Raw genomic sequence first — 17,469 nt, 5'->3', positions numbered from 1 at the left:
ATACTATAAAACGTCATGTGGGTGTCCGGGTGAAGAAAACCGCTTGACTGTTGAAGGACGCTTCGGTACCTTATATAAGTGTTTTATTTTCTTGTTTAACAAATTCCGCCGTATTTTTTTGATAGGAGTTGCTGACATGACGGAAGAAAGAAAAGAAACGTTGGAAGAAGAAAAACAGCATCAGGGGACTGATGAAGAACCGCTGTCGAGAATGTCCAGAAATGCGGGACGTTATCAAAAGCAAAAGAAAAAAGAAAAGGAACGGCGCCCGGCTCCGGCTTTTACGGAAAAACTCGCTTCTGCATGGGCCGCGGTCAAACGTTATTGCCGTTTCGCGCTGCGCATTTTGACATCACCGGTGAAGGTCGTTGGGGAAGACGGCTTTTCCCGCTTTAAATATGCTCTTATTTCAATGCTTGTATTCAGTATCTTTTTCTCAATCGGAAATTGGTTTCAGCTGAGGGCAAGCCAGCAAAGGCCTCTCGGATACGGGGAGCGGCATCATACGTTTTTTGACGGCTTTACTGTCGTTCTCGTGTATACGCTCGTCTTTTTTGCCGCTGCGGCGGGCGCGGTCTGGCTTGTATCACGTTATATGATGAAACAGAAAATTACGATGCGGGATGCGGCCGCGGGGGTCGGATCGCTTTTGGTTCCGGCTGTCGCCTGCTCTATCGTGTGGATGATTTTCGCGATATTGAATCTGCCGGTCGTCACCGTGGTGTTTACGGCGCTGACCTTGTTTCTGGCCGCCTCGGCGATGGTGCAGTTTGTGCAGATTCTATACAAATCGGCTGAAAAGCCTGCGGCTGACGTGATGTACTGTATTTCCGCGGCGGTCATCATCATGCTCGTTTTTACGGCTGTGACATGGCCGCTCATTTCCGAGTACTTTACTGCTTCGCTGATCCCTTTATAAGTCGAAATTTGTCTTTCACAATGTTTACAAATTTTTCTAATAAAGCGTATTGTTTTGAGGACCCGGCCGAGATATGATGAGAGCAACAGCAATTCGTAAGCGGCACTACTCTTTATGATTCGGAAAGGGATGATGAAGATGGCCCCGTTGTTGCGAGAAGCCATTAATCGGAAAAAGCAGCACCTGAGGACAAAGCTGATCCGCTCAGGGTTTTATCAAGACCATGTTCAGGAACTGTCCGGGTACACGCTGAGTGAACTTGAGAAGGAATATGAAGCCGTCAAACGATTGAAAAAAGCCGGGCTTCACTGATAAGAGCTTAACAGTCTGCCTTGCGGGGCGGGCTTTTTTTTCTTTTGAAAATGATGAAAAGAGGGTAAACTATCCTTAATTGAAGGATTGATGCTTTTCAAAGTATCAGAGGAGGGGAATCAGTGATGCAGACGATTTTATCCAACAGTATAGGTATGGTTCTCATTATTCTCATCATTAACATTATATATGTCTCTTTCTTTACGATCAGGATGATTCTGACATTAAAGGGACAGCGCTATTTCGCCGCAGGCATCAGTACGATTGAAATCCTTGTGTATGTGACCGGCCTGAGTCTCGTGCTCGGCAATCTGAATCAAATTCAAAACGTCATTGCCTATGCGCTCGGCTACGGCCTCGGCGTCATAGTGGGAATGAAAATTGAAGAGAAACTGGCGCTCGGCTATATTACAGTCAACGTCATTACGAAGGAGCTCGATCTGGACCTGCCGAAACAGCTCCGGGAAAAAGGATACGGGGTTACAAGCTGGGTTGCGGGCGGACTTGAAGGAGACCGGACCGCCATGCAGATTCTGACGCCGCGCAAATATGAGCTTCAGCTTTATGATACGATTAAAACGCTTGATGAAAAAGCGTTTATTATCGCCTTTGAGCCGAAAACGATCCACGGCGGATTCTGGGTGAAAGCAGTGAAGAAGAGGAGAATTAAGGAATGACAAAGCCAAAAAAGAAACGGTTTGAAGTAACGGAAGATGAAACGATTGACACCATTCTCACTTTAATGAAGGAAGAGGGTTATATGCCCGTCCGGCGGATGGAAGAGCCGATCTTTACAGAAAAGAAAGAAAATGGATCAATTCAAGTCGTTCCTTGCGGGAAAAAAATCGTATTTGAAGGGAAATTGATCTAAACACGAACATTAAAAGAAAGAATTTTTATATCGTTCGATAATGTCGTTGACATTATCCAAGTCCGTTGTTAAGATAAACATGAAATCAAAACACGACCTCATATAATCTTGGGAATATGGCCCATAAGTTTCTACCCGGCTGCCGTAAACGGCCGGACTATGCAGGAAAGTGATAAACAGCTGACATGGATATCGCAGAAGCGAACGACTGACGATACGCGCGCCATGCCCGGTTTGTATTGCTTCCTCATAGTTGCAATATAAGCCGGGCTTTTTTTTCTGAAAAACAAAGCATGAGAAGGTGGGAACAGAATGCAGCCGCTAGCAGGAATCATCATGGGAAGCACCTCCGATTGGGAGACAATGAAACATGCATGCGACATACTTGACGAACTTCACATTCCTTATGAAAAACAGGTGGTATCCGCGCACCGGACGCCTGATTTGATGTTTGAATATGCAGAAAGCGCCAGAGACAGGGGCTTAAAAGTCATTATTGCCGGAGCCGGAGGAGCGGCGCATCTGCCGGGAATGACGGCGGCCAAAACGACGCTGCCGGTGATCGGCGTACCGGTTCAGACAAAATCGCTTAACGGGCTTGATTCTCTTCTGTCTATCGTACAGATGCCCGGCGGCGTGCCGGTCGCGACGACGGCGATCGGAAAAGCGGGCGCAGTGAACGCGGGTCTGTTAGCCGCGCAAATTTTGTCGGCATTTGACGGTGATATTGCGGATAAACTAGAGGCGAGAAGAAATGCGACAAAACAAACGGTGCTGGAAAGCAGTGATCAGCTTGTCTGATAAAAAAACGATTTATCCCGGCGCCGTCATCGGCATTATCGGAGGCGGACAGCTCGGAAAAATGATGGCTGTCGCCGCAAAACAGATGGGCTATAAAGTCGCTGTCGTCGATCCCGTGAAAGACTCGCCATGCGGACAGATCGCCGATATTGAGATTACCGCCCAGTACAATGACCGTGAAGCGATTCAAAAATTGGCCGGAGTCAGTGACATCATTACGTACGAATTTGAAAATATCGATTACGAGGCGCTCAACTGGCTCAAAGAACATGCATATCTTCCCCAGGGAAGCGAGCTGCTGCTCATCACCCAAAACAGGGAAACGGAAAAAAAGGCGATCCAGTCAGCAGGCTGTCAAGTCGCTCCTTATCGGATCGTAAACAGCGGACGGGAGCTTGAGGAAGCCGTTCAGGCACTGGGGCTCCCGGCGGTGCTGAAAACATGCCGCGGCGGATATGACGGCAAAGGCCAATTTGTCATTAAGGAAGAAGGACAGACAGATGAAGCGGCTGCGCTGTTAGAAAACGGCACGTGCATACTTGAAAGCTGGGTATCGTTCCGGATGGAGCTTTCCGTTATCGTGACGAGATCGGTGCACGGTGAGATTTCAACCTTTCCGGCTGCTGAAAATATCCACAAAAATAATATTCTGTTCCAAAGCATCGTGCCCGCGAGAGCGGAGGAAACGGTTCAGAAGCGGGCAGAGGCGCTTGCCGTTCAGCTCGCGGAGAAATTGGAACTTGTCGGGCCGCTTGCGGTGGAAATGTTCGTCACGGAAGACGGAGACCTTTTGATTAATGAACTGGCGCCGCGTCCTCACAATTCAGGGCATTATACGCTCGACCTTTGTGAAACGAGCCAATTCGAACAGCACATCAGAGCGGTCTGCGGACTTCCTCTCGGCAGAACCGATCTTCTCAAACCGGGAATGATGGTGAATCTGCTCGGTGATGAAGTGAAGCTTGCGGAGGAGCATACGGAGCTTTTAAAGGAAGCCAAACTGTACCTGTACGGAAAACACGAGATTAAAAAAGGCCGCAAAATGGGGCATATGACATTTTTGCGGAAGCCTGATGAAACATGGATTCAGGACATCACGAACATATGGATGAATAGAGACGGAGGACGAGCATAATGATCGAACGTTATTCAAGACCTGAAATGTCCGCGATCTGGACGGACGAAAACAGATACCAGGCATGGCTGGAAGTCGAGATTTTAGCCTGTGAAGCCTGGGCTGAGCTTGGCGTCATTCCGAAAGAAGACGTCAAGGTCATGCGCGAAAACGCGTCTTTCGACATCAACCGCATTTTGGAAATCGAGCAGGATACGCGCCATGACGTCGTTGCATTCACCCGCGCGGTTTCAGAATCATTAGGCGAAGAAAGAAAATGGGTTCACTACGGCCTGACGTCAACAGATGTCGTGGATACCGCTCTTTCCTATCTATTAAAACAGGCGAATGAGATCTTGCTCAAGGACATTGAGAGATTTGTTGACATTATAAAAGAAAAAGCGAAAGAACATAAATACACGGTCATGATGGGCCGCACGCACGGCGTACACGCGGAACCGACGACATTCGGCCTGAAACTCGCGCTTTGGCATGAAGAAATGAAACGCAACCTTGAACGTTTCAAGCAGGCAAAAGAAGGGATCGAAGTCGGGAAGCTTTCCGGCGCGGTCGGCACATATGCAAATATTGATCCGTTCGTAGAGCAGTATGTCTGTGAAAAACTCGGCCTGAAAGCGGCGCCGATTTCCACTCAGACATTACAGCGCGACCGACATGCGGATTACATGGCGGCACTGGCTTTGATCGCGACGAGCATTGAAAAATTCGCAGTGGAAATCCGCGGTCTGCAAAAGAGTGAAACACGTGAAGTGGAAGAGTTTTTTGCAAAAGGACAAAAAGGCTCATCGGCTATGCCTCATAAACGGAATCCGATCGGGTCGGAAAATATGACGGGCATGGCGCGGGTGATCCGCGGGTACATGCTGACGGCATACGAAAATGTTCCGTTATGGCATGAGCGTGATATTTCTCATTCATCAGCTGAACGCATCATTCTTCCTGACGCGACAATCGCGCTGAATTACATGCTGAACCGATTCAGCAATATCGTCAAAAACTTAACGGTATTCCCGGAAAATATGAAACGCAACATGGACCGCACACTCGGTTTAATCTACTCTCAGCGCGTGCTGCTCGCTTTAATCGACACGGGTCTGCCTCGTGAAGAAGCATATGACACGGTTCAGCCGAAAGCGATGGAAGCGTGGGAAAAACAAGTGCCGTTCCGCCAGCTTGTCGAAGCGGAGGAAAAAATCACGTCCCGTCTCACACCGGAACAGATTGCCGATTGCTTTGACTACAATTATCATCTGAAAAACGTCGACTTGATCTTTGATCGTTTAGGTTTATAGAAGAAGCCAGCCGGAGGCGGCTTCTTCAGCCGCCATAGATTGAATATTCCCAACATTCGGGTTAGGAGGCCTTCCGTGAATATTGTGAACAATAATCTTCTTTATGAAGGAAAAGCGAAACGGATTTATCAAACTGAAGACGAACAGATTCTCCGCGTGGTCTACAAGGATTCCGCAACAGCCTTTAACGGTGAGAAAAAAGCGGAGATCAGCGGAAAGGGCCGTCTGAACAATGAAATTTCAAGCCTGATTTTCAAACATCTGCACGCCAAAGGAATTGACAACCACTTTGTGGAGCGTGTTTCAGAATCAGAGCAGCTTATCAAAAAAGTGAGCATCATTCCGCTTGAAGTCGTGGTCAGAAACATTGCCGCCGGAAGCATGTCGAAACGTCTCGGCATCCCGGAAGGAACAGAGCTTCCGCAGCCGATTATCGAATTTTACTACAAGGATGACGCACTGGGTGATCCGCTCATCACAGAAGATCATATCTGGCTCTTAAAAGCAGCTGCTCCTGAGCAGGTCAAAACGATCAAATCGATTACAAAACAGGTCAATCAAGAGCTGCAGCATATTTTTGAAGACTGCGGCGTCAGATTAATAGATTTTAAGCTGGAATTCGGCTTAGACGCAGAGGGACGGGTGCTTTTAGCGGATGAAATTTCTCCTGACACGTGCCGTCTGTGGGACAAAGACACAAACGAAAAGCTCGATAAAGATTTGTTCAGACGGAACCTGGGAAGCTTAACCGACGCATATGAAGAGATTTTCAAAAGACTGGGAGGCATTTCATAATGTATAAAGTGAAAGTTTATGTCAGCTTAAAAGAAAGTGTGCTCGATCCTCAAGGAAGCGCGGTGCAGCATGCATTGCACAGCATGAGCTACAATGAAGTGCAGGATGTGCGCATCGGAAAATACATGGAGCTGACGATTGAAAAATCTGACCGCGATCTTGACGCGCTCGTGAAAGAAATGTGTGAAAAGCTCCTTGCCAATACAGTCATTGAAGACTACCGATATGAAGTTGAGGAGGTTGTCGCACAGTGAAATTTGCGGTGATTGTGCTACCCGGCTCCAACTGTGATATTGATATGTTCCACGCCGTAAAGGACGAACTCGGCGAAGAAGTCGAGTATGTCTGGCACGAGGAAACAAACCTTGACGGATTTGACGGCGTGCTCATCCCCGGCGGGTTTTCATACGGCGACTACTTGAGATGCGGCGCCATCGCCAGATTCGCAAACATCATGCCGGCTGTGAAAAAAGCGGCTGCCGAAGGAAAACCGGTTCTCGGCGTCTGCAACGGATTCCAGATTCTGCAGGAGCTCGGACTTCTGCCCGGCGCGATGAGACGCAATAAAGATTTAAAGTTCATCTGCCGCCCGGTTGAATTAATCGTGCAGAACAGCGGCACGTTATTCACATCTTCCTATGAAAAAGGACAATCGATTACGATTCCGGTTGCCCACGGCGAAGGCAATTTCTACTGTGATGACGAAACGCTTGAAAGATTAAAAGAAAACAATCAAATCGCCTTCACATACGGCGGCGATATTAACGGAAGCGTCAGCGGCATTGCCGGCGTCGTGAATGAGAAAGGCAACGTATTAGGCATGATGCCTCACCCTGAGCGCGCAGTCGATGAACTGCTCGGCAGCGCAGACGGTCTTACATTGTTCCGGTCTATCGTGAAAAATTGGAGGGAAACTCATGTCGCTACTGCTTGAACCAAGTAAAGAACAAATAAAAGAAGAGAAACTCTATCAGCAAATGGGTGTCAGTGATGACGAGTTCGCACTCATTGAATCTATTATCGGAAGATTGCCGAACTACACGGAAATCGGGATTTTTTCCGTCATGTGGTCAGAGCACTGCAGCTATAAAAACTCAAAACCGGTTTTACGCAAATTCCCGACTAACGGCGAACGCGTGCTGCAGGGTCCCGGAGAAGGCGCGGGAATCGTTGACATCGGTGACAATCAGGCGGTCGTGTTCAAAATTGAATCTCATAATCACCCGTCAGCGATTGAGCCATACCAAGGTGCTGCGACGGGAGTGGGCGGCATCATCCGTGACGTTTTCTCAATGGGCGCCCGTCCGATAGCTGTATTAAACTCTCTTCGATTTGGTGAGCTCACTTCACCTCGTGTGAAGTACTTGTTTGAAGAAGTAGTGGCGGGAATCGCGGGATACGGAAACTGTATCGGCATTCCGACGGTCGGCGGAGAAGTGCAGTTTGACGCAAGCTATGAGGGCAATCCGCTTGTCAATGCAATGTGCGTCGGCTTAATTGATCATAAAGATATTAAAAAAGGCCAGGCGAAAGGTGTCGGCAACACGGTCATGTACGTAGGCGCTAAAACGGGCCGCGACGGCATACACGGCGCTACTTTCGCATCGGAAGAAATGTCAGATTCATCTGAAGAAAAACGTTCCGCGGTGCAGGTCGGCGATCCTTTCATGGAAAAACTTCTCCTGGAAGCATGCCTTGAAGTCATCCAATGCGACGCCTTAGTCGGCATTCAGGATATGGGGGCGGCCGGTCTGACAAGTTCGAGTGCTGAAATGGCAAGCAAAGCCGGCTCCGGCATTGAAATGAACCTTGATCTCATTCCGCAGCGGGAAACAGGTATGACCGCTTACGAAATGATGCTTTCCGAGTCTCAGGAACGCATGCTTCTCGTCATTGAACGCGGACGTGAACAGGAAATTGTCGATATTTTTGATAAATATGATCTTGAAGCGGTTTCCGTAGGTCATGTTACGGATGATAAAATGCTCCGCCTCCGCCATAACGGAGAGGTTGTTTGCGAGCTTCCGGTCGACGCGCTGGCGGAAGAAGCGCCTGTATACCACAAGCCGTCAGCAGAACCCGCGTACTACCGCGAGTTTCAGGAAACGGAAGTTCCCGCGCCTGAAGTAAAAGATGCGACAGAGACGCTTTTTGCCCTGCTGCAGCAGCCGACAATCGCCAGCAAAGAGTGGGTGTACGATCAATATGACTACATGGTGCGCACAAATACGGTGGTCGCTCCGGGCTCTGACGCCGGTGTGCTCAGAATCCGCGGCACGAAAAAAGCGCTGGCGATGACGACGGATTGCAACGCGCGTTATTTATATCTTGATCCAGAAGAAGGCGGGAAAATCGCCGTTGCCGAAGCGGCGCGCAACATCGTATGCTCTGGCGCCGAACCGCTTGCGGTCACGGATAATCTGAATTTCGGGAACCCGGAAAAACCTGAAATTTTCTGGCAGATCGAAAAAGCGGCCGACGGCATCAGCGAGGCGTGCAATGTTCTCAGCACTCCCGTCATCGGCGGTAACGTATCACTTTATAATGAATCGAACGGAACGGCGATCTACCCGACGCCTGTTATCGGCATGGTCGGCTTAATTGAAGATACAGCTCATATTACGACACAGCATTTCAAACAAGCGGGGGATCTTGTATACGTGATCGGCGAAACAAAACCTGAGTTTGCCGGAAGCGAACTGCAAAAAATGACAGAAGGCCGCATTTACGGCAAAGCGCCGCAAATCGATCTTGATATAGAGCTGTCACGCCAAAAAGCATTGCTTGACGCGATTAAAAAAGGCTTCGTTCAATCAGCGCATGATGTGTCTGAAGGCGGCTTAGGCGTAGCGGTTGCAGAAAGCGTCATGACGACGGAAAACCTTGGCGCCAACGTGACTGTAGAAGGGGAAGCGGCATTATTATTCTCTGAATCTCAATCACGCTTCGTCGTTTCGGTGAAAAAAGAACACCAAGCGGCGTTTGAAGCGGCTGCGGCTGATGCGGTTCATATCGGTGAGGTAACGGCTGACGGACTTCTGGCGATTCAAAACCAGGACGGACAACAATTGGTTCACGCGCAAACGAAAGAACTTGAGCGCGCGTGGAAAGGAGCTATTCCATGCTTGCTGAAATCAAAGGCCTGAATGAAGAATGCGGTGTGTTTGGCATCTGGGGACATGAAGAAGCCCCGCAGATCACATATTACGGCCTGCACAGCCTCCAGCACAGAGGACAGGAAGGCGCGGGAATTGTCGCAACTGACGGTGAAAAACTGACGGCGCATAAAGGACAGGGGCTTATTACCGAGGTTTTTCAAAACGGCGAACTGAGCAAAGTGAAGGGAAAGGGCGCGATCGGGCACGTCCGTTATGCGACGGCAGGCGGAGGCGGATATGAAAATGTCCAGCCGCTCCTGTTCCGTTCGCAAAACAACGGCAGCCTCGCGCTTGCTCATAACGGCAACTTGGTCAACGCCACACAGTTGAAGCAGCAGCTTGAAAACCAAGGGAGCATCTTTCAGACTTCCTCCGATACGGAAGTGCTGGCTCATCTGATTAAACGCAGCGGACACTTTTCGCTGAAGGATCAGATCAAAAATTCGCTGTCTATGCTGAAAGGCGCTTATGCCTTTTTAATCATGACTGAAACAGAAATGATCGTAGCGCTTGACCCGAACGGACTCAGACCGCTGTCAATCGGCATGATGGGCGATGCTTACGTCGTGGCATCAGAAACGTGCGCATTCGATGTGGTCGGCGCGACATACCTTCGCGAGGTAGAGCCGGGCGAAATGCTGATCATCAATGATGAAGGCATGAAATCAGAGCGTTTCTCCATGAATATCAACCGTTCCATCTGCAGCATGGAGTACATTTATTTCTCAAGACCTGACAGCAATATCGACGGCATTAACGTGCACAGCGCCCGAAAAAACCTCGGAAAAATGCTTGCCCAGGAGTCCGCGGTTGAAGCGGATGTCGTCACAGGCGTGCCTGATTCCAGTATTTCTGCAGCCATCGGCTATGCCGAGGCAACGGGCATTCCGTACGAACTCGGTCTCATTAAAAACCGTTATGTCGGCAGAACATTTATTCAGCCGTCCCAGGCTCTGCGTGAGCAAGGCGTGAGAATGAAGCTGTCTGCGGTGCGCGGGGTTGTTGAAGGAAAACGGGTCGTCATGGTTGATGATTCCATCGTGCGCGGGACGACAAGCCGCCGGATTGTCACAATGCTCAGAGAAGCGGGAGCGACAGAGGTGCACGTCAAGATCAGTTCACCGCCGATCGCTCATCCGTGCTTCTACGGCATCGACACATCAACCCATGAGGAGCTGATCGCTTCTTCTCATTCCGTGGAAGAAATCCGCCAGATCATCGGTGCCGACACGCTTTCTTTCTTAAGTGTAGACGGATTGTTAAAAGGAGTCGGCCGAAAATTTGAAGACACCAACTGCGGACAATGCCTCGCTTGTTTTACGGGCAAATATCCGACGGAAATTTATCAGGATACAGTGCTTCCTCACGTAAAAGAAGCGGTGCTGACAAAATAAAATGTGAAAATGACATAAAGGCAGCGGGAATTCAGGCTGCCTTTCTCTTTCTGCCTTTTAAGGAGAAACGAATTGACAAGGAGTGATAGGGATGTCTGATGCTTATAAAAATGCCGGAGTTGACATCGAAGCCGGATACGAAGCCGTCAAACGAATGAAAAAACACGTGGAGCGCACGAAAAGGCTCGGCGTTATGGGAAGCCTGGGCGGTTTTGGCGGAATGTTTGATCTGTCAGAGCTTCCGTATCAAAAGCCTGTTTTAATTTCCGGAACAGACGGTGTCGGCACCAAGCTGAAACTCGCATTTTCAATGGATAAACATGACACGATCGGCGTCGATGCGGTCGCGATGTGTGTAAATGATGTGCTTGCCCAAGGAGCGGAGCCGCTGTTTTTCCTTGATTATTTGGCGGTCGGCAAGGCTGATCCGGTAAAAATTGAGCAGATCGTTCAGGGCGTGGCGGACGGATGCGAGCAGTCAGGATCAGCGCTTATCGGCGGTGAGACGGCGGAAATGCCGGGGCTGTATACGGCTGATGAATACGATATTGCGGGCTTTTCAGTCGGCGTCGCGGAAAAAGACGAAATCGTCACCGGTGAACATATCGAAGAGGGGCATCTCTTAATCGGACTTACTTCAAGCGGCCTTCACAGCAACGGATTTTCCCTTGTGAGAAAAGTGCTTCTTGATGACGGCGGACTTGATTTGGATACTGTCTATGAACCGTTTGCGCGTCCTCTCGGAGAAGAATTGCTGGAACCGACGAGAATATATGTGAAGCCGGTGCTCAAGGCGGTGAAAAGCGGTAAGGTGGACGGCATGGCGCATGTGACAGGCGGAGGATTCATCGAGAACATCCCGCGGATGCTGCCGGACGGATTGAGTGCGGAAATTGATCACGGATCATGGCCGATCCCGCCGATTTTTCCGTTTCTGCAGGAGCACGGCAAGCTGAAAGAAGAAGAAATGTTCAATGTTTTTAATATGGGCATAGGTTTTGTCCTTGCCGTTAAAGAAGAAAACCTGACAGACGTCATCGACACGCTTGAAGCTCAGGGCGAGAAGGCTTATCTGATCGGCCGGGTCAAGCGGGGCGAAGGCATTTCTTTCGGCGGTGCGGCTCTTTCATGAAAAAGTTTGCGGTATTTGCTTCAGGAAACGGATCGAACTTCGAGGCCATTGCCAAACGCATGAGAGAAGAGAAGTGGGATGCGGAGCTCTCGCTTCTCGTGACGGATAAGCCTCAGGCAAAGGCGGTGGAAAGGGCGGAGGCTTTACACATTCCGTCATTTGCCTTTGAACCGTCATCTTTTGAAAACAAAGCGGCCTTTGAACGGGCCGTTATTGAACAGCTGCGCCTGCACGGGGCGGAATTAATCGTTCTCGCCGGCTATATGAGACTGATTGGAGATACGCTGCTTGAAGCATACGGGGGCCGCATTATTAATATACATCCCTCGCTTCTTCCGGCATTCCCCGGGATTGACGCTGTCGGACAGGCGTATCGGGCCGGTGTGAAAGTGGCGGGCATTACCGTTCATTACGTCGACGAAGGCATGGACACCGGACCGATTATCGCGCAAAAAGCATTCGAAATACAGGAAAACGATACGCTTGAAGACATAGAGCATACAATACACGAGCTTGAGCACAAATGGTATCCGAGCGTTGTGAAACAGCTGCTGGGACTAAATAACAGAGGAGAAAAGGCATGACAATCAAACGCGCACTAATCAGTGTTTCTGATAAAACAAATCTCGTACCTTTCGTAAAGGAACTGACAGAGCTCGGCGTCGAAGTCATTTCGACCGGAGGAACAAAAAAACTTCTCCAGGAAAACGGTGTGGATGTCATCGGCATTTCAGAAGTGACCGGATTTCCTGAAATTATGGACGGACGGTTAAAAACCCTCCATCCTAATATTCACGGCGGCCTGCTTGCCGTAAGAGACAATGAAGAGCATATGGCGCAGATCAATGAGCACGGCATTGCACCGATTGACCTTGTGGTTGTCAACCTTTATCCGTTTAAAGAAACGATTTCAAAAGAAGATGTAACATACGATGAAGCGATAGAAAACATTGATATCGGCGGCCCCGGCATGCTGCGCGCCGCATCGAAAAACCATCAGGATGTGACGGTCATCACAGATCCGGCCGATTACAGCTCCGTGCTCAATGAGATGAAAGAACACGGCGGCGTTTCACTTAAAAGAAAACGCGAGCTTGCGGCCAAAGTATTCCGCCATACCGCGGCATACGACGCATTAATCGCTGATTACTTAACACGCGAGGCCGGTGAGAAAGACCCTGAACAATTCACCGTTACATTTGAGAAAAAACAATCGCTCCGCTACGGTGAAAACCCTCACCAAGAGGCGGTTTTCTACCAAAGCGCACTTCCTGTCTCCGGTTCCATCGCGGCGGCAAAACAGCTTCACGGCAAAGAGCTTTCTTACAACAATATTAAGGACGCGGATGCGGCCGTTCAAATCGTCCGGGAGTTTACAGAACCCGCGGCTGTCGCCGTTAAACATATGAACCCGTGCGGAGTCGGTACGGGAGCTTCAATTGAGGAAGCATTCAATAAAGCGTATGAAGCTGATAAAACCTCTATTTTCGGCGGCATCATCGCGCTGAACCGTGAAGTTGATCAGGCAACGGCTGAAGCCCTTCACGGCATCTTTTTAGAAATCATTATCGCCCCTTCTTTCAGTGAAGAAGCGCTGAACGTGCTGACGGCGAAGAAAAACCTTCGTCTGCTCACGCTTGACGTGACCGCATCAGGGAAGAAAGAAAAACAGCTGACATCCGTACAGGGCGGCCTTTTGATTCAAGATTTAGACGTCCATGGATTTGATGACGCCGACATCAGCATCCCGACAAAAAGAGAGCCGAACGAGCAGGAATGGGAAGATCTGAAGCTCGCCTGGAAAGTCGTCAAACACGTAAAATCCAACGCGATCGTTCTTGCAAAAGACCATATGACGGTCGGTGTGGGCGCAGGACAGATGAATCGCGTCGGTTCAGCTAAAATCGCCATTGAGCAGGCCGGAGAAAAAGCAAAAGGCAGCGCGCTCGGATCAGACGCGTTTTTCCCGATGCCGGATACAGTCGAAGAAGCCGCAAAAGCCGGTGTCACGGCGATTATCCAGCCAGGCGGATCGGTCCGCGATGAAGATTCGATTAAAAAAGCGGATGAATACGGGATCGCCATGGTATTCACCGGCATCAGACATTTCAAACATTAAGAGGGGGAACGAAGCGTGAATGTATTGATTATCGGAAAAGGCGGCAGAGAGCATACATTGGCTTGGAAAGCGGCGCAAAGCCCGCTTGTTGACACGGTGTACGCCGCGCCCGGAAATGACGGTATGGCAGACTGCGCGACGCTGGCCAACATTGAAGAAAGCGATCATGCCGCACTCATTGCGTTTGCGAAAGAACATCATGTCGGGCTGACGATTATCGGCCCTGAAGTTCCTCTGATTGAAGGAATAGCGGACGAGTTTGAAAAAGCCGGACTGCTTGTTTTCGGACCGTCTGAAAAAGCGGCAATCATTGAAGGAAGCAAACAGTTTGCCAAGGATTTAATGAAAAAATACGGCATTCCGACGGCGGAATATGAGACGTTTACTTCATTTGAAGAGGCGAAAGCATATGTGCAGCAAAAAGGCGCGCCGATTGTCATTAAAGCGGACGGGCTTGCCGCCGGAAAAGGTGTCACGGTCGCGATGACGGAAGAAGAAGCGATTGAATGCCTGCACGATTTTCTTGAGGATGAGAAATTCGGCGAGGCGAGCGCATCTGTTGTCATTGAAGAGTTCCTCGCCGGCGAAGAATTTTCTTTAATGGCGTTTGTAAAAGGGGAGACCGTCTATCCGATGGTAATCGCTCAAGATCATAAACGCGCCTTCGATGGAGACAAAGGGCCGAATACGGGCGGAATGGGCGCCTACTCACCGGTGCCGCACATTTCCGATGATATCGTCAGAAGCGCAGTCGAAACGATTGTGAAGCCGGCGGCAAAAGCAATGGTGAAAGAGGGACGCTCCTTCACGGGCGTGCTGTACGCGGGGCTGATTTTGACGGAAAACGGATCAAAAGTCATTGAATTCAACGCGCGCTTCGGAGATCCGGAAACACAGGTTGTCGTGCCCAGAATGGAATCTGACCTCATCCAGGTGCTTTTGGATCTGCTGCATGAGAAGGATGTTGACCTAAGGTGGAAAGATACGGCCGCCGTCAGCGTTGTGCTGGCTTCTGAAGGCTATCCGGAAGGCTATGCAAAAGGGACGCCGATCGGCAGTTTGACGTCCGCTGAAGACGGGATCGCTGTTTTTCATGCCGGAACGAAAAAAGACGGCGGCCAATTTGTTACAAACGGCGGTCGGGTCGCCAATGTCACCGCATTTGCTGAGACATTTGAAGCGGCGAGAGATAAAGTGTACAGCGCCGTTTCAGGGCTGACAAAACCCGGACTGTTTTACAGAAGCGACATCGGCACCCGTGCGCTGAAAGCTTCTCAACGATAGAAAGCAGAACCCCGCAGCACCCGAGCTGCGGGGTTTTTTACGTAAGCTGAGGACGGCCTAGGTTGTCGGCTTGCCAGTCATCGATGAAGGCGTATAGACGGATTCTTCTCAGACTCGCGGGACAGGAGAAATTAAATAACAAGCCGAAACGGCTTGTTATTTTTCTTGCTGATGGCTGTCATCCTGATTCATTCCGGTTTGGAACATATATGTCACCGGGCAGAAGCGGAGGATGCCGGACGCCGCTTTCATCGCGCCCATTATCATACAGAAGAGATGCATCTTGCACCAAGGTTTTCTCGTGTATTTCGCTGAAGCAGCAGACAAAATGGTGAGGCCGCAAGTGATGCGCATAACGGCATTTAATAAACTGATATTCGGTTTCATCATTTCAGCTCCCTTAGAAAAAGTTTTTCATTCATCTTCAATAATTTGTAACGTTTTAGCCGTGCGATAATTGTGCGGATGTGATACGATGGGTCTAATATAAGCGAAGGAGAGTATGTGAATGTCCGAACGTACCTTTAACTGGAAAAATAAAGACATCAGATCACAGGCGGATGTTGTAGACTCAAAGCTGCTTCCAACGCTACTTTTACGGGATGCTCTCGTATTAAATCCTTTTTTAAAACAATGGCTGAAAAAGAACGTCTGGATTTACGGAGACCGAATTGTATATGTTGGTGATGAGCTTCCTGATGCAGCAGAGCACATTCATACCATAAATTGTGAAGGAAAATACATTGTGCCAGGTTACATTGAACCGCATACACATCCTTTTCAAATATATAATCCCCAAACGCTCGCCGAATATGTGTCTCAATTCGGAACAACGACGTTTGTTAATGATAACTTGTTTTTTCTTTTGCACAGCGGTAAAAAGAAAGCGCTTACTATATTGGAAGAACTGAAAAAACAGCCGGTGCAATATTTCTGGTGGTCCAGATATGATCTGCAGACTGAAGTGCTGAATGAGGATCAGCTTCTTTCTTTTGATGTCCGAAAGCAATGGATTGAGCACCCGGATGTCATTCAAGGCGGAGAATTGACCGGATGGCCGCGCCTCATGGACGGCGATGACCTGATGCTTCATTGCATGCAGGCGACAAAGAAACTGCGCAAGCGGATAGAAGGGCATTTTCCCGGAGCCTCTGAAAAAACACTGACGAAGATGAAACTGTTCGGAGCTGATTCCGACCACGAGGCGATGAATGGCGGCGAGGTAATGAGACGGCTTGAATTGGGCTACTATGTTTCGCTCAGACATTCATCCATCCGCCCTGATTTGAGAACGATTTTGCAGGATCTTCATCAAAAAGGCTTCCGGCATTATGATCATTTCTTCTACACGACGGATGGAGCGACGCCGCATTTTTATAAAGGCGGCATGACGAATGAATTGATCAAAATCGCTTTGGAGGAAGGGGTTCCGGCGATCGATGCCTACAATATGGCGTCCTTTAATATCGCGAAGTATTATCAGATGGACGACTTTCTCGGTGTGATCGGTCCGGGCCGGCTTGCTTCATTGAACATTCTCGATGACCCGATGAATCCTGACCCGGTCACGGTGATCTCCAAAGGCATCCTGCTGAGGGAAGACGGCCGAAATATGAATGCGTTTACAGAAACGGATTGGAAAAAGGGCGGTCTTGTCCCTCTTGAGCTTTCATATGATATGACGATGGATGATTTACAGTTTTCAATGCCGATGGGTGTGTCCATGCGCAACGCGGTCATTATGGAGCCGTATATGATTGCGATTGATAATTCTGTTGACCAGCTTTCTTTTGATCATGATGAATGCTATCTCACGCTTCTCGATAAGCATGGAAAATGGCGGGTTAATACAATGCTGAAAGGTTTTGCCGATCGGGTGCAGGGCTTTGTCAGTTCCTACACGACAACAGGAGATATTATCGCTGCCGGAAAAAATAAGGAAGATATCCTGCTCGCTTTCTCACGGATGAAAGAAATCGGCGGCGGAATCGTGCTTGCCGAAAACGGGAAGATTCTGCATGAGATTCCCCTCGCCTTAAACGGTTCTGCATCTGCGGAGAATTATGAAGAAGTGCTTGAGAAAGAGCAAAAACTGAGGACGTTGCTGGAGGAGCGGGGCTACCGATTCTGCGATCCGATCTATACGCTGCTCTTTTTGCAGAGCACACATCTGCCTTATATCCGCATTACGCCGAGAGGAATATTCGACGTGATGAAAAAAACTGTACTCTTTCCATCGATAATGCGTTAAAATATA

The 17,469-nt window shown here is 49.2% G+C and carries 18 protein-coding genes and 1 riboswitch; of the genes, 17 read left to right on the top strand and 1 reads right to left on the bottom strand.

Features of this window, described 5'->3' with window-relative positions:
• The first annotated feature begins 136 nt into the window (after positions 1-136).
• The 16 genes from OVA33_RS01080 to purD all read left to right on the top strand — a co-directional run bounded on the left by OVA33_RS01080 (position 137) and on the right by purD (position 15,212).
• Positions 137-919, top strand: a complete 783-nt coding sequence (locus OVA33_RS01080) for a hypothetical protein (RefSeq protein WP_017419020.1) — start codon at positions 137-139, stop codon at positions 917-919.
• Positions 920-1,057: 138 nt separating this feature from the next.
• Positions 1,058-1,231, top strand: coding sequence for a Fur-regulated basic protein FbpA (locus OVA33_RS01075; protein WP_076983410.1), 174 nt, complete (start codon positions 1,058-1,060; stop codon positions 1,229-1,231).
• Between the two features lie 122 nt (positions 1,232-1,353).
• Entirely contained in the window at positions 1,354-1,908 is a 555-nt protein-coding gene (locus tag OVA33_RS01070; RefSeq protein ID WP_014469850.1) for a DUF2179 domain-containing protein, read from the top strand.
• A complete protein-coding gene (locus OVA33_RS01065; RefSeq protein WP_007609843.1) occupies positions 1,905-2,102 on the top strand; it encodes an NETI motif-containing protein in 198 nt (65 codons plus the stop codon). The genes OVA33_RS01070 and OVA33_RS01065 overlap by 4 nt, the downstream gene beginning before the upstream one ends.
• A gap of 78 nt (positions 2,103-2,180) precedes the next feature.
• Positions 2,181-2,282, top strand: a riboswitch (purine riboswitch).
• 132 nt (positions 2,283-2,414) lie between these two features.
• Positions 2,415-2,903 carry a 5-(carboxyamino)imidazole ribonucleotide mutase gene (gene purE, locus OVA33_RS01060; RefSeq protein WP_003155768.1) on the top strand — a complete coding sequence of 163 codons (489 nt, stop codon included), beginning with the start codon at positions 2,415-2,417 and terminating at the stop codon, positions 2,901-2,903.
• Positions 2,857-4,038: a 5-(carboxyamino)imidazole ribonucleotide synthase gene (gene purK / locus OVA33_RS01055; protein ID WP_050586600.1), complete on the top strand. Its 1,182-nt coding sequence runs from the start codon at positions 2,857-2,859 to the stop codon at positions 4,036-4,038. Before purE ends, purK begins: the two co-directional genes overlap by 47 nt.
• The gene (gene purB, locus OVA33_RS01050) at positions 4,038-5,330 is read left to right on the top strand and encodes an adenylosuccinate lyase (protein ID WP_014417100.1); all 1,293 of its coding nucleotides are present in this window, start codon (positions 4,038-4,040) and stop codon (positions 5,328-5,330) included. Before purK ends, purB begins: the two co-directional genes overlap by 1 nt.
• 75 nt (positions 5,331-5,405) lie before the next feature.
• Positions 5,406-6,125, top strand: a complete 720-nt coding sequence (gene purC / locus OVA33_RS01045) for a phosphoribosylaminoimidazolesuccinocarboxamide synthase (protein ID WP_007609852.1) — start codon at positions 5,406-5,408, stop codon at positions 6,123-6,125.
• Entirely contained in the window at positions 6,125-6,379 is a 255-nt protein-coding gene (purS, locus tag OVA33_RS01040; RefSeq protein WP_017419024.1) for a phosphoribosylformylglycinamidine synthase subunit PurS, read from the top strand. Before purC ends, purS begins: the two co-directional genes overlap by 1 nt.
• The gene (gene purQ / locus OVA33_RS01035) at positions 6,376-7,059 is read left to right on the top strand and encodes a phosphoribosylformylglycinamidine synthase subunit PurQ (RefSeq protein WP_017419025.1); all 684 of its coding nucleotides are present in this window, start codon (positions 6,376-6,378) and stop codon (positions 7,057-7,059) included. Before purS ends, purQ begins: the two co-directional genes overlap by 4 nt.
• Positions 7,043-9,271 (top strand): phosphoribosylformylglycinamidine synthase subunit PurL, encoded by a 2,229-nt coding sequence (gene purL / locus OVA33_RS01030; protein ID WP_128974192.1) that lies wholly within the window; start codon positions 7,043-7,045, stop codon positions 9,269-9,271. The genes purQ and purL overlap by 17 nt, the downstream gene beginning before the upstream one ends.
• Entirely contained in the window at positions 9,247-10,677 is a 1,431-nt protein-coding gene (gene purF / locus OVA33_RS01025; protein WP_007609856.1) for an amidophosphoribosyltransferase, read from the top strand. Before purL ends, purF begins: the two co-directional genes overlap by 25 nt.
• Before the next feature lie 91 nt (positions 10,678-10,768).
• On the top strand, positions 10,769-11,809 hold the full coding sequence (gene purM / locus OVA33_RS01020) for a phosphoribosylformylglycinamidine cyclo-ligase (RefSeq protein WP_007609857.1): 1,041 nt from the start codon (positions 10,769-10,771) through the stop codon (positions 11,807-11,809).
• Positions 11,806-12,393, top strand: coding sequence for a phosphoribosylglycinamide formyltransferase (gene purN / locus OVA33_RS01015; RefSeq protein WP_007408902.1), 588 nt, complete (start codon positions 11,806-11,808; stop codon positions 12,391-12,393). The genes purM and purN overlap by 4 nt, the downstream gene beginning before the upstream one ends.
• Entirely contained in the window at positions 12,390-13,928 is a 1,539-nt protein-coding gene (gene purH / locus OVA33_RS01010; RefSeq protein ID WP_017419028.1) for a bifunctional phosphoribosylaminoimidazolecarboxamide formyltransferase/IMP cyclohydrolase, read from the top strand. Before purN ends, purH begins: the two co-directional genes overlap by 4 nt.
• A gap of 15 nt (positions 13,929-13,943) precedes the next feature.
• A complete protein-coding gene (purD, locus tag OVA33_RS01005; protein ID WP_025649896.1) occupies positions 13,944-15,212 on the top strand; it encodes a phosphoribosylamine--glycine ligase in 1,269 nt (422 codons plus the stop codon).
• Positions 15,213-15,368: 156 nt separating this feature from the next.
• Here purD and OVA33_RS01000 read toward each other — a convergent pair whose 3' ends face one another.
• Positions 15,369-15,599, bottom strand: a complete 231-nt coding sequence (locus OVA33_RS01000) for a YgaP family membrane protein (protein WP_032872536.1) — start codon at positions 15,597-15,599, stop codon at positions 15,369-15,371.
• A gap of 121 nt (positions 15,600-15,720) precedes the next feature.
• On the opposite strand from OVA33_RS01000, the gene OVA33_RS00995 reads away from it, so the two are divergent.
• Positions 15,721-17,463 carry an adenine deaminase gene (locus tag OVA33_RS00995; protein ID WP_014417109.1) on the top strand — a complete coding sequence of 581 codons (1,743 nt, stop codon included), beginning with the start codon at positions 15,721-15,723 and terminating at the stop codon, positions 17,461-17,463.
• Positions 17,464-17,469: the final 6 nt, after the last annotated feature.

It is taken from the genome of Bacillus sp. KICET-1 (genome assembly GCF_027721405.1).
Lineage (GTDB): Bacteria > Bacillota > Bacilli > Bacillales > Bacillaceae > Bacillus > Bacillus velezensis.
Note: the sequence above shows the minus strand (reverse complement) of the source record. Positions and strands in the feature narration are given on the sequence as shown.

What these genes read in the sequence shown, in the direction of transcription:
- purS (WP_017419024.1), top strand. Translation starts at nt 6,125, where the DNA reads ATGTATAAAGTGAAAGTTTATGTCAGCTTAAAAGAAAGTGTGCTCGAT.
- OVA33_RS01080 (WP_017419020.1), top strand. Translation starts at nt 137, where the DNA reads ATGACGGAAGAAAGAAAAGAAACGTTGGAAGAAGAAAAACAGCATCAG.
- purF (WP_007609856.1), top strand. Translation starts at nt 9,247, where the DNA reads ATGCTTGCTGAAATCAAAGGCCTGAATGAAGAATGCGGTGTGTTTGGC.
- purM (WP_007609857.1), top strand. Translation starts at nt 10,769, where the DNA reads ATGTCTGATGCTTATAAAAATGCCGGAGTTGACATCGAAGCCGGATAC.
- purB (WP_014417100.1), top strand. Translation starts at nt 4,038, where the DNA reads ATGATCGAACGTTATTCAAGACCTGAAATGTCCGCGATCTGGACGGAC.
- purE (WP_003155768.1), top strand. Translation starts at nt 2,415, where the DNA reads ATGCAGCCGCTAGCAGGAATCATCATGGGAAGCACCTCCGATTGGGAG.
- OVA33_RS00995 (WP_014417109.1), top strand. Translation starts at nt 15,721, where the DNA reads ATGTCCGAACGTACCTTTAACTGGAAAAATAAAGACATCAGATCACAG.
- purN (WP_007408902.1), top strand. Translation starts at nt 11,806, where the DNA reads ATGAAAAAGTTTGCGGTATTTGCTTCAGGAAACGGATCGAACTTCGAG.
- OVA33_RS01075 (WP_076983410.1), top strand. Translation starts at nt 1,058, where the DNA reads ATGGCCCCGTTGTTGCGAGAAGCCATTAATCGGAAAAAGCAGCACCTG.
- purL (WP_128974192.1), top strand. Translation starts at nt 7,043, where the DNA reads ATGTCGCTACTGCTTGAACCAAGTAAAGAACAAATAAAAGAAGAGAAA.
- purH (WP_017419028.1), top strand. Translation starts at nt 12,390, where the DNA reads ATGACAATCAAACGCGCACTAATCAGTGTTTCTGATAAAACAAATCTC.
- OVA33_RS01065 (WP_007609843.1), top strand. Translation starts at nt 1,905, where the DNA reads ATGACAAAGCCAAAAAAGAAACGGTTTGAAGTAACGGAAGATGAAACG.
- purK (WP_050586600.1), top strand. Translation starts at nt 2,857, where the DNA reads ATGCGACAAAACAAACGGTGCTGGAAAGCAGTGATCAGCTTGTCTGAT.
- OVA33_RS01000 (WP_032872536.1), bottom strand. Translation starts at nt 15,599, where the DNA reads ATGAAACCGAATATCAGTTTATTAAATGCCGTTATGCGCATCACTTGC.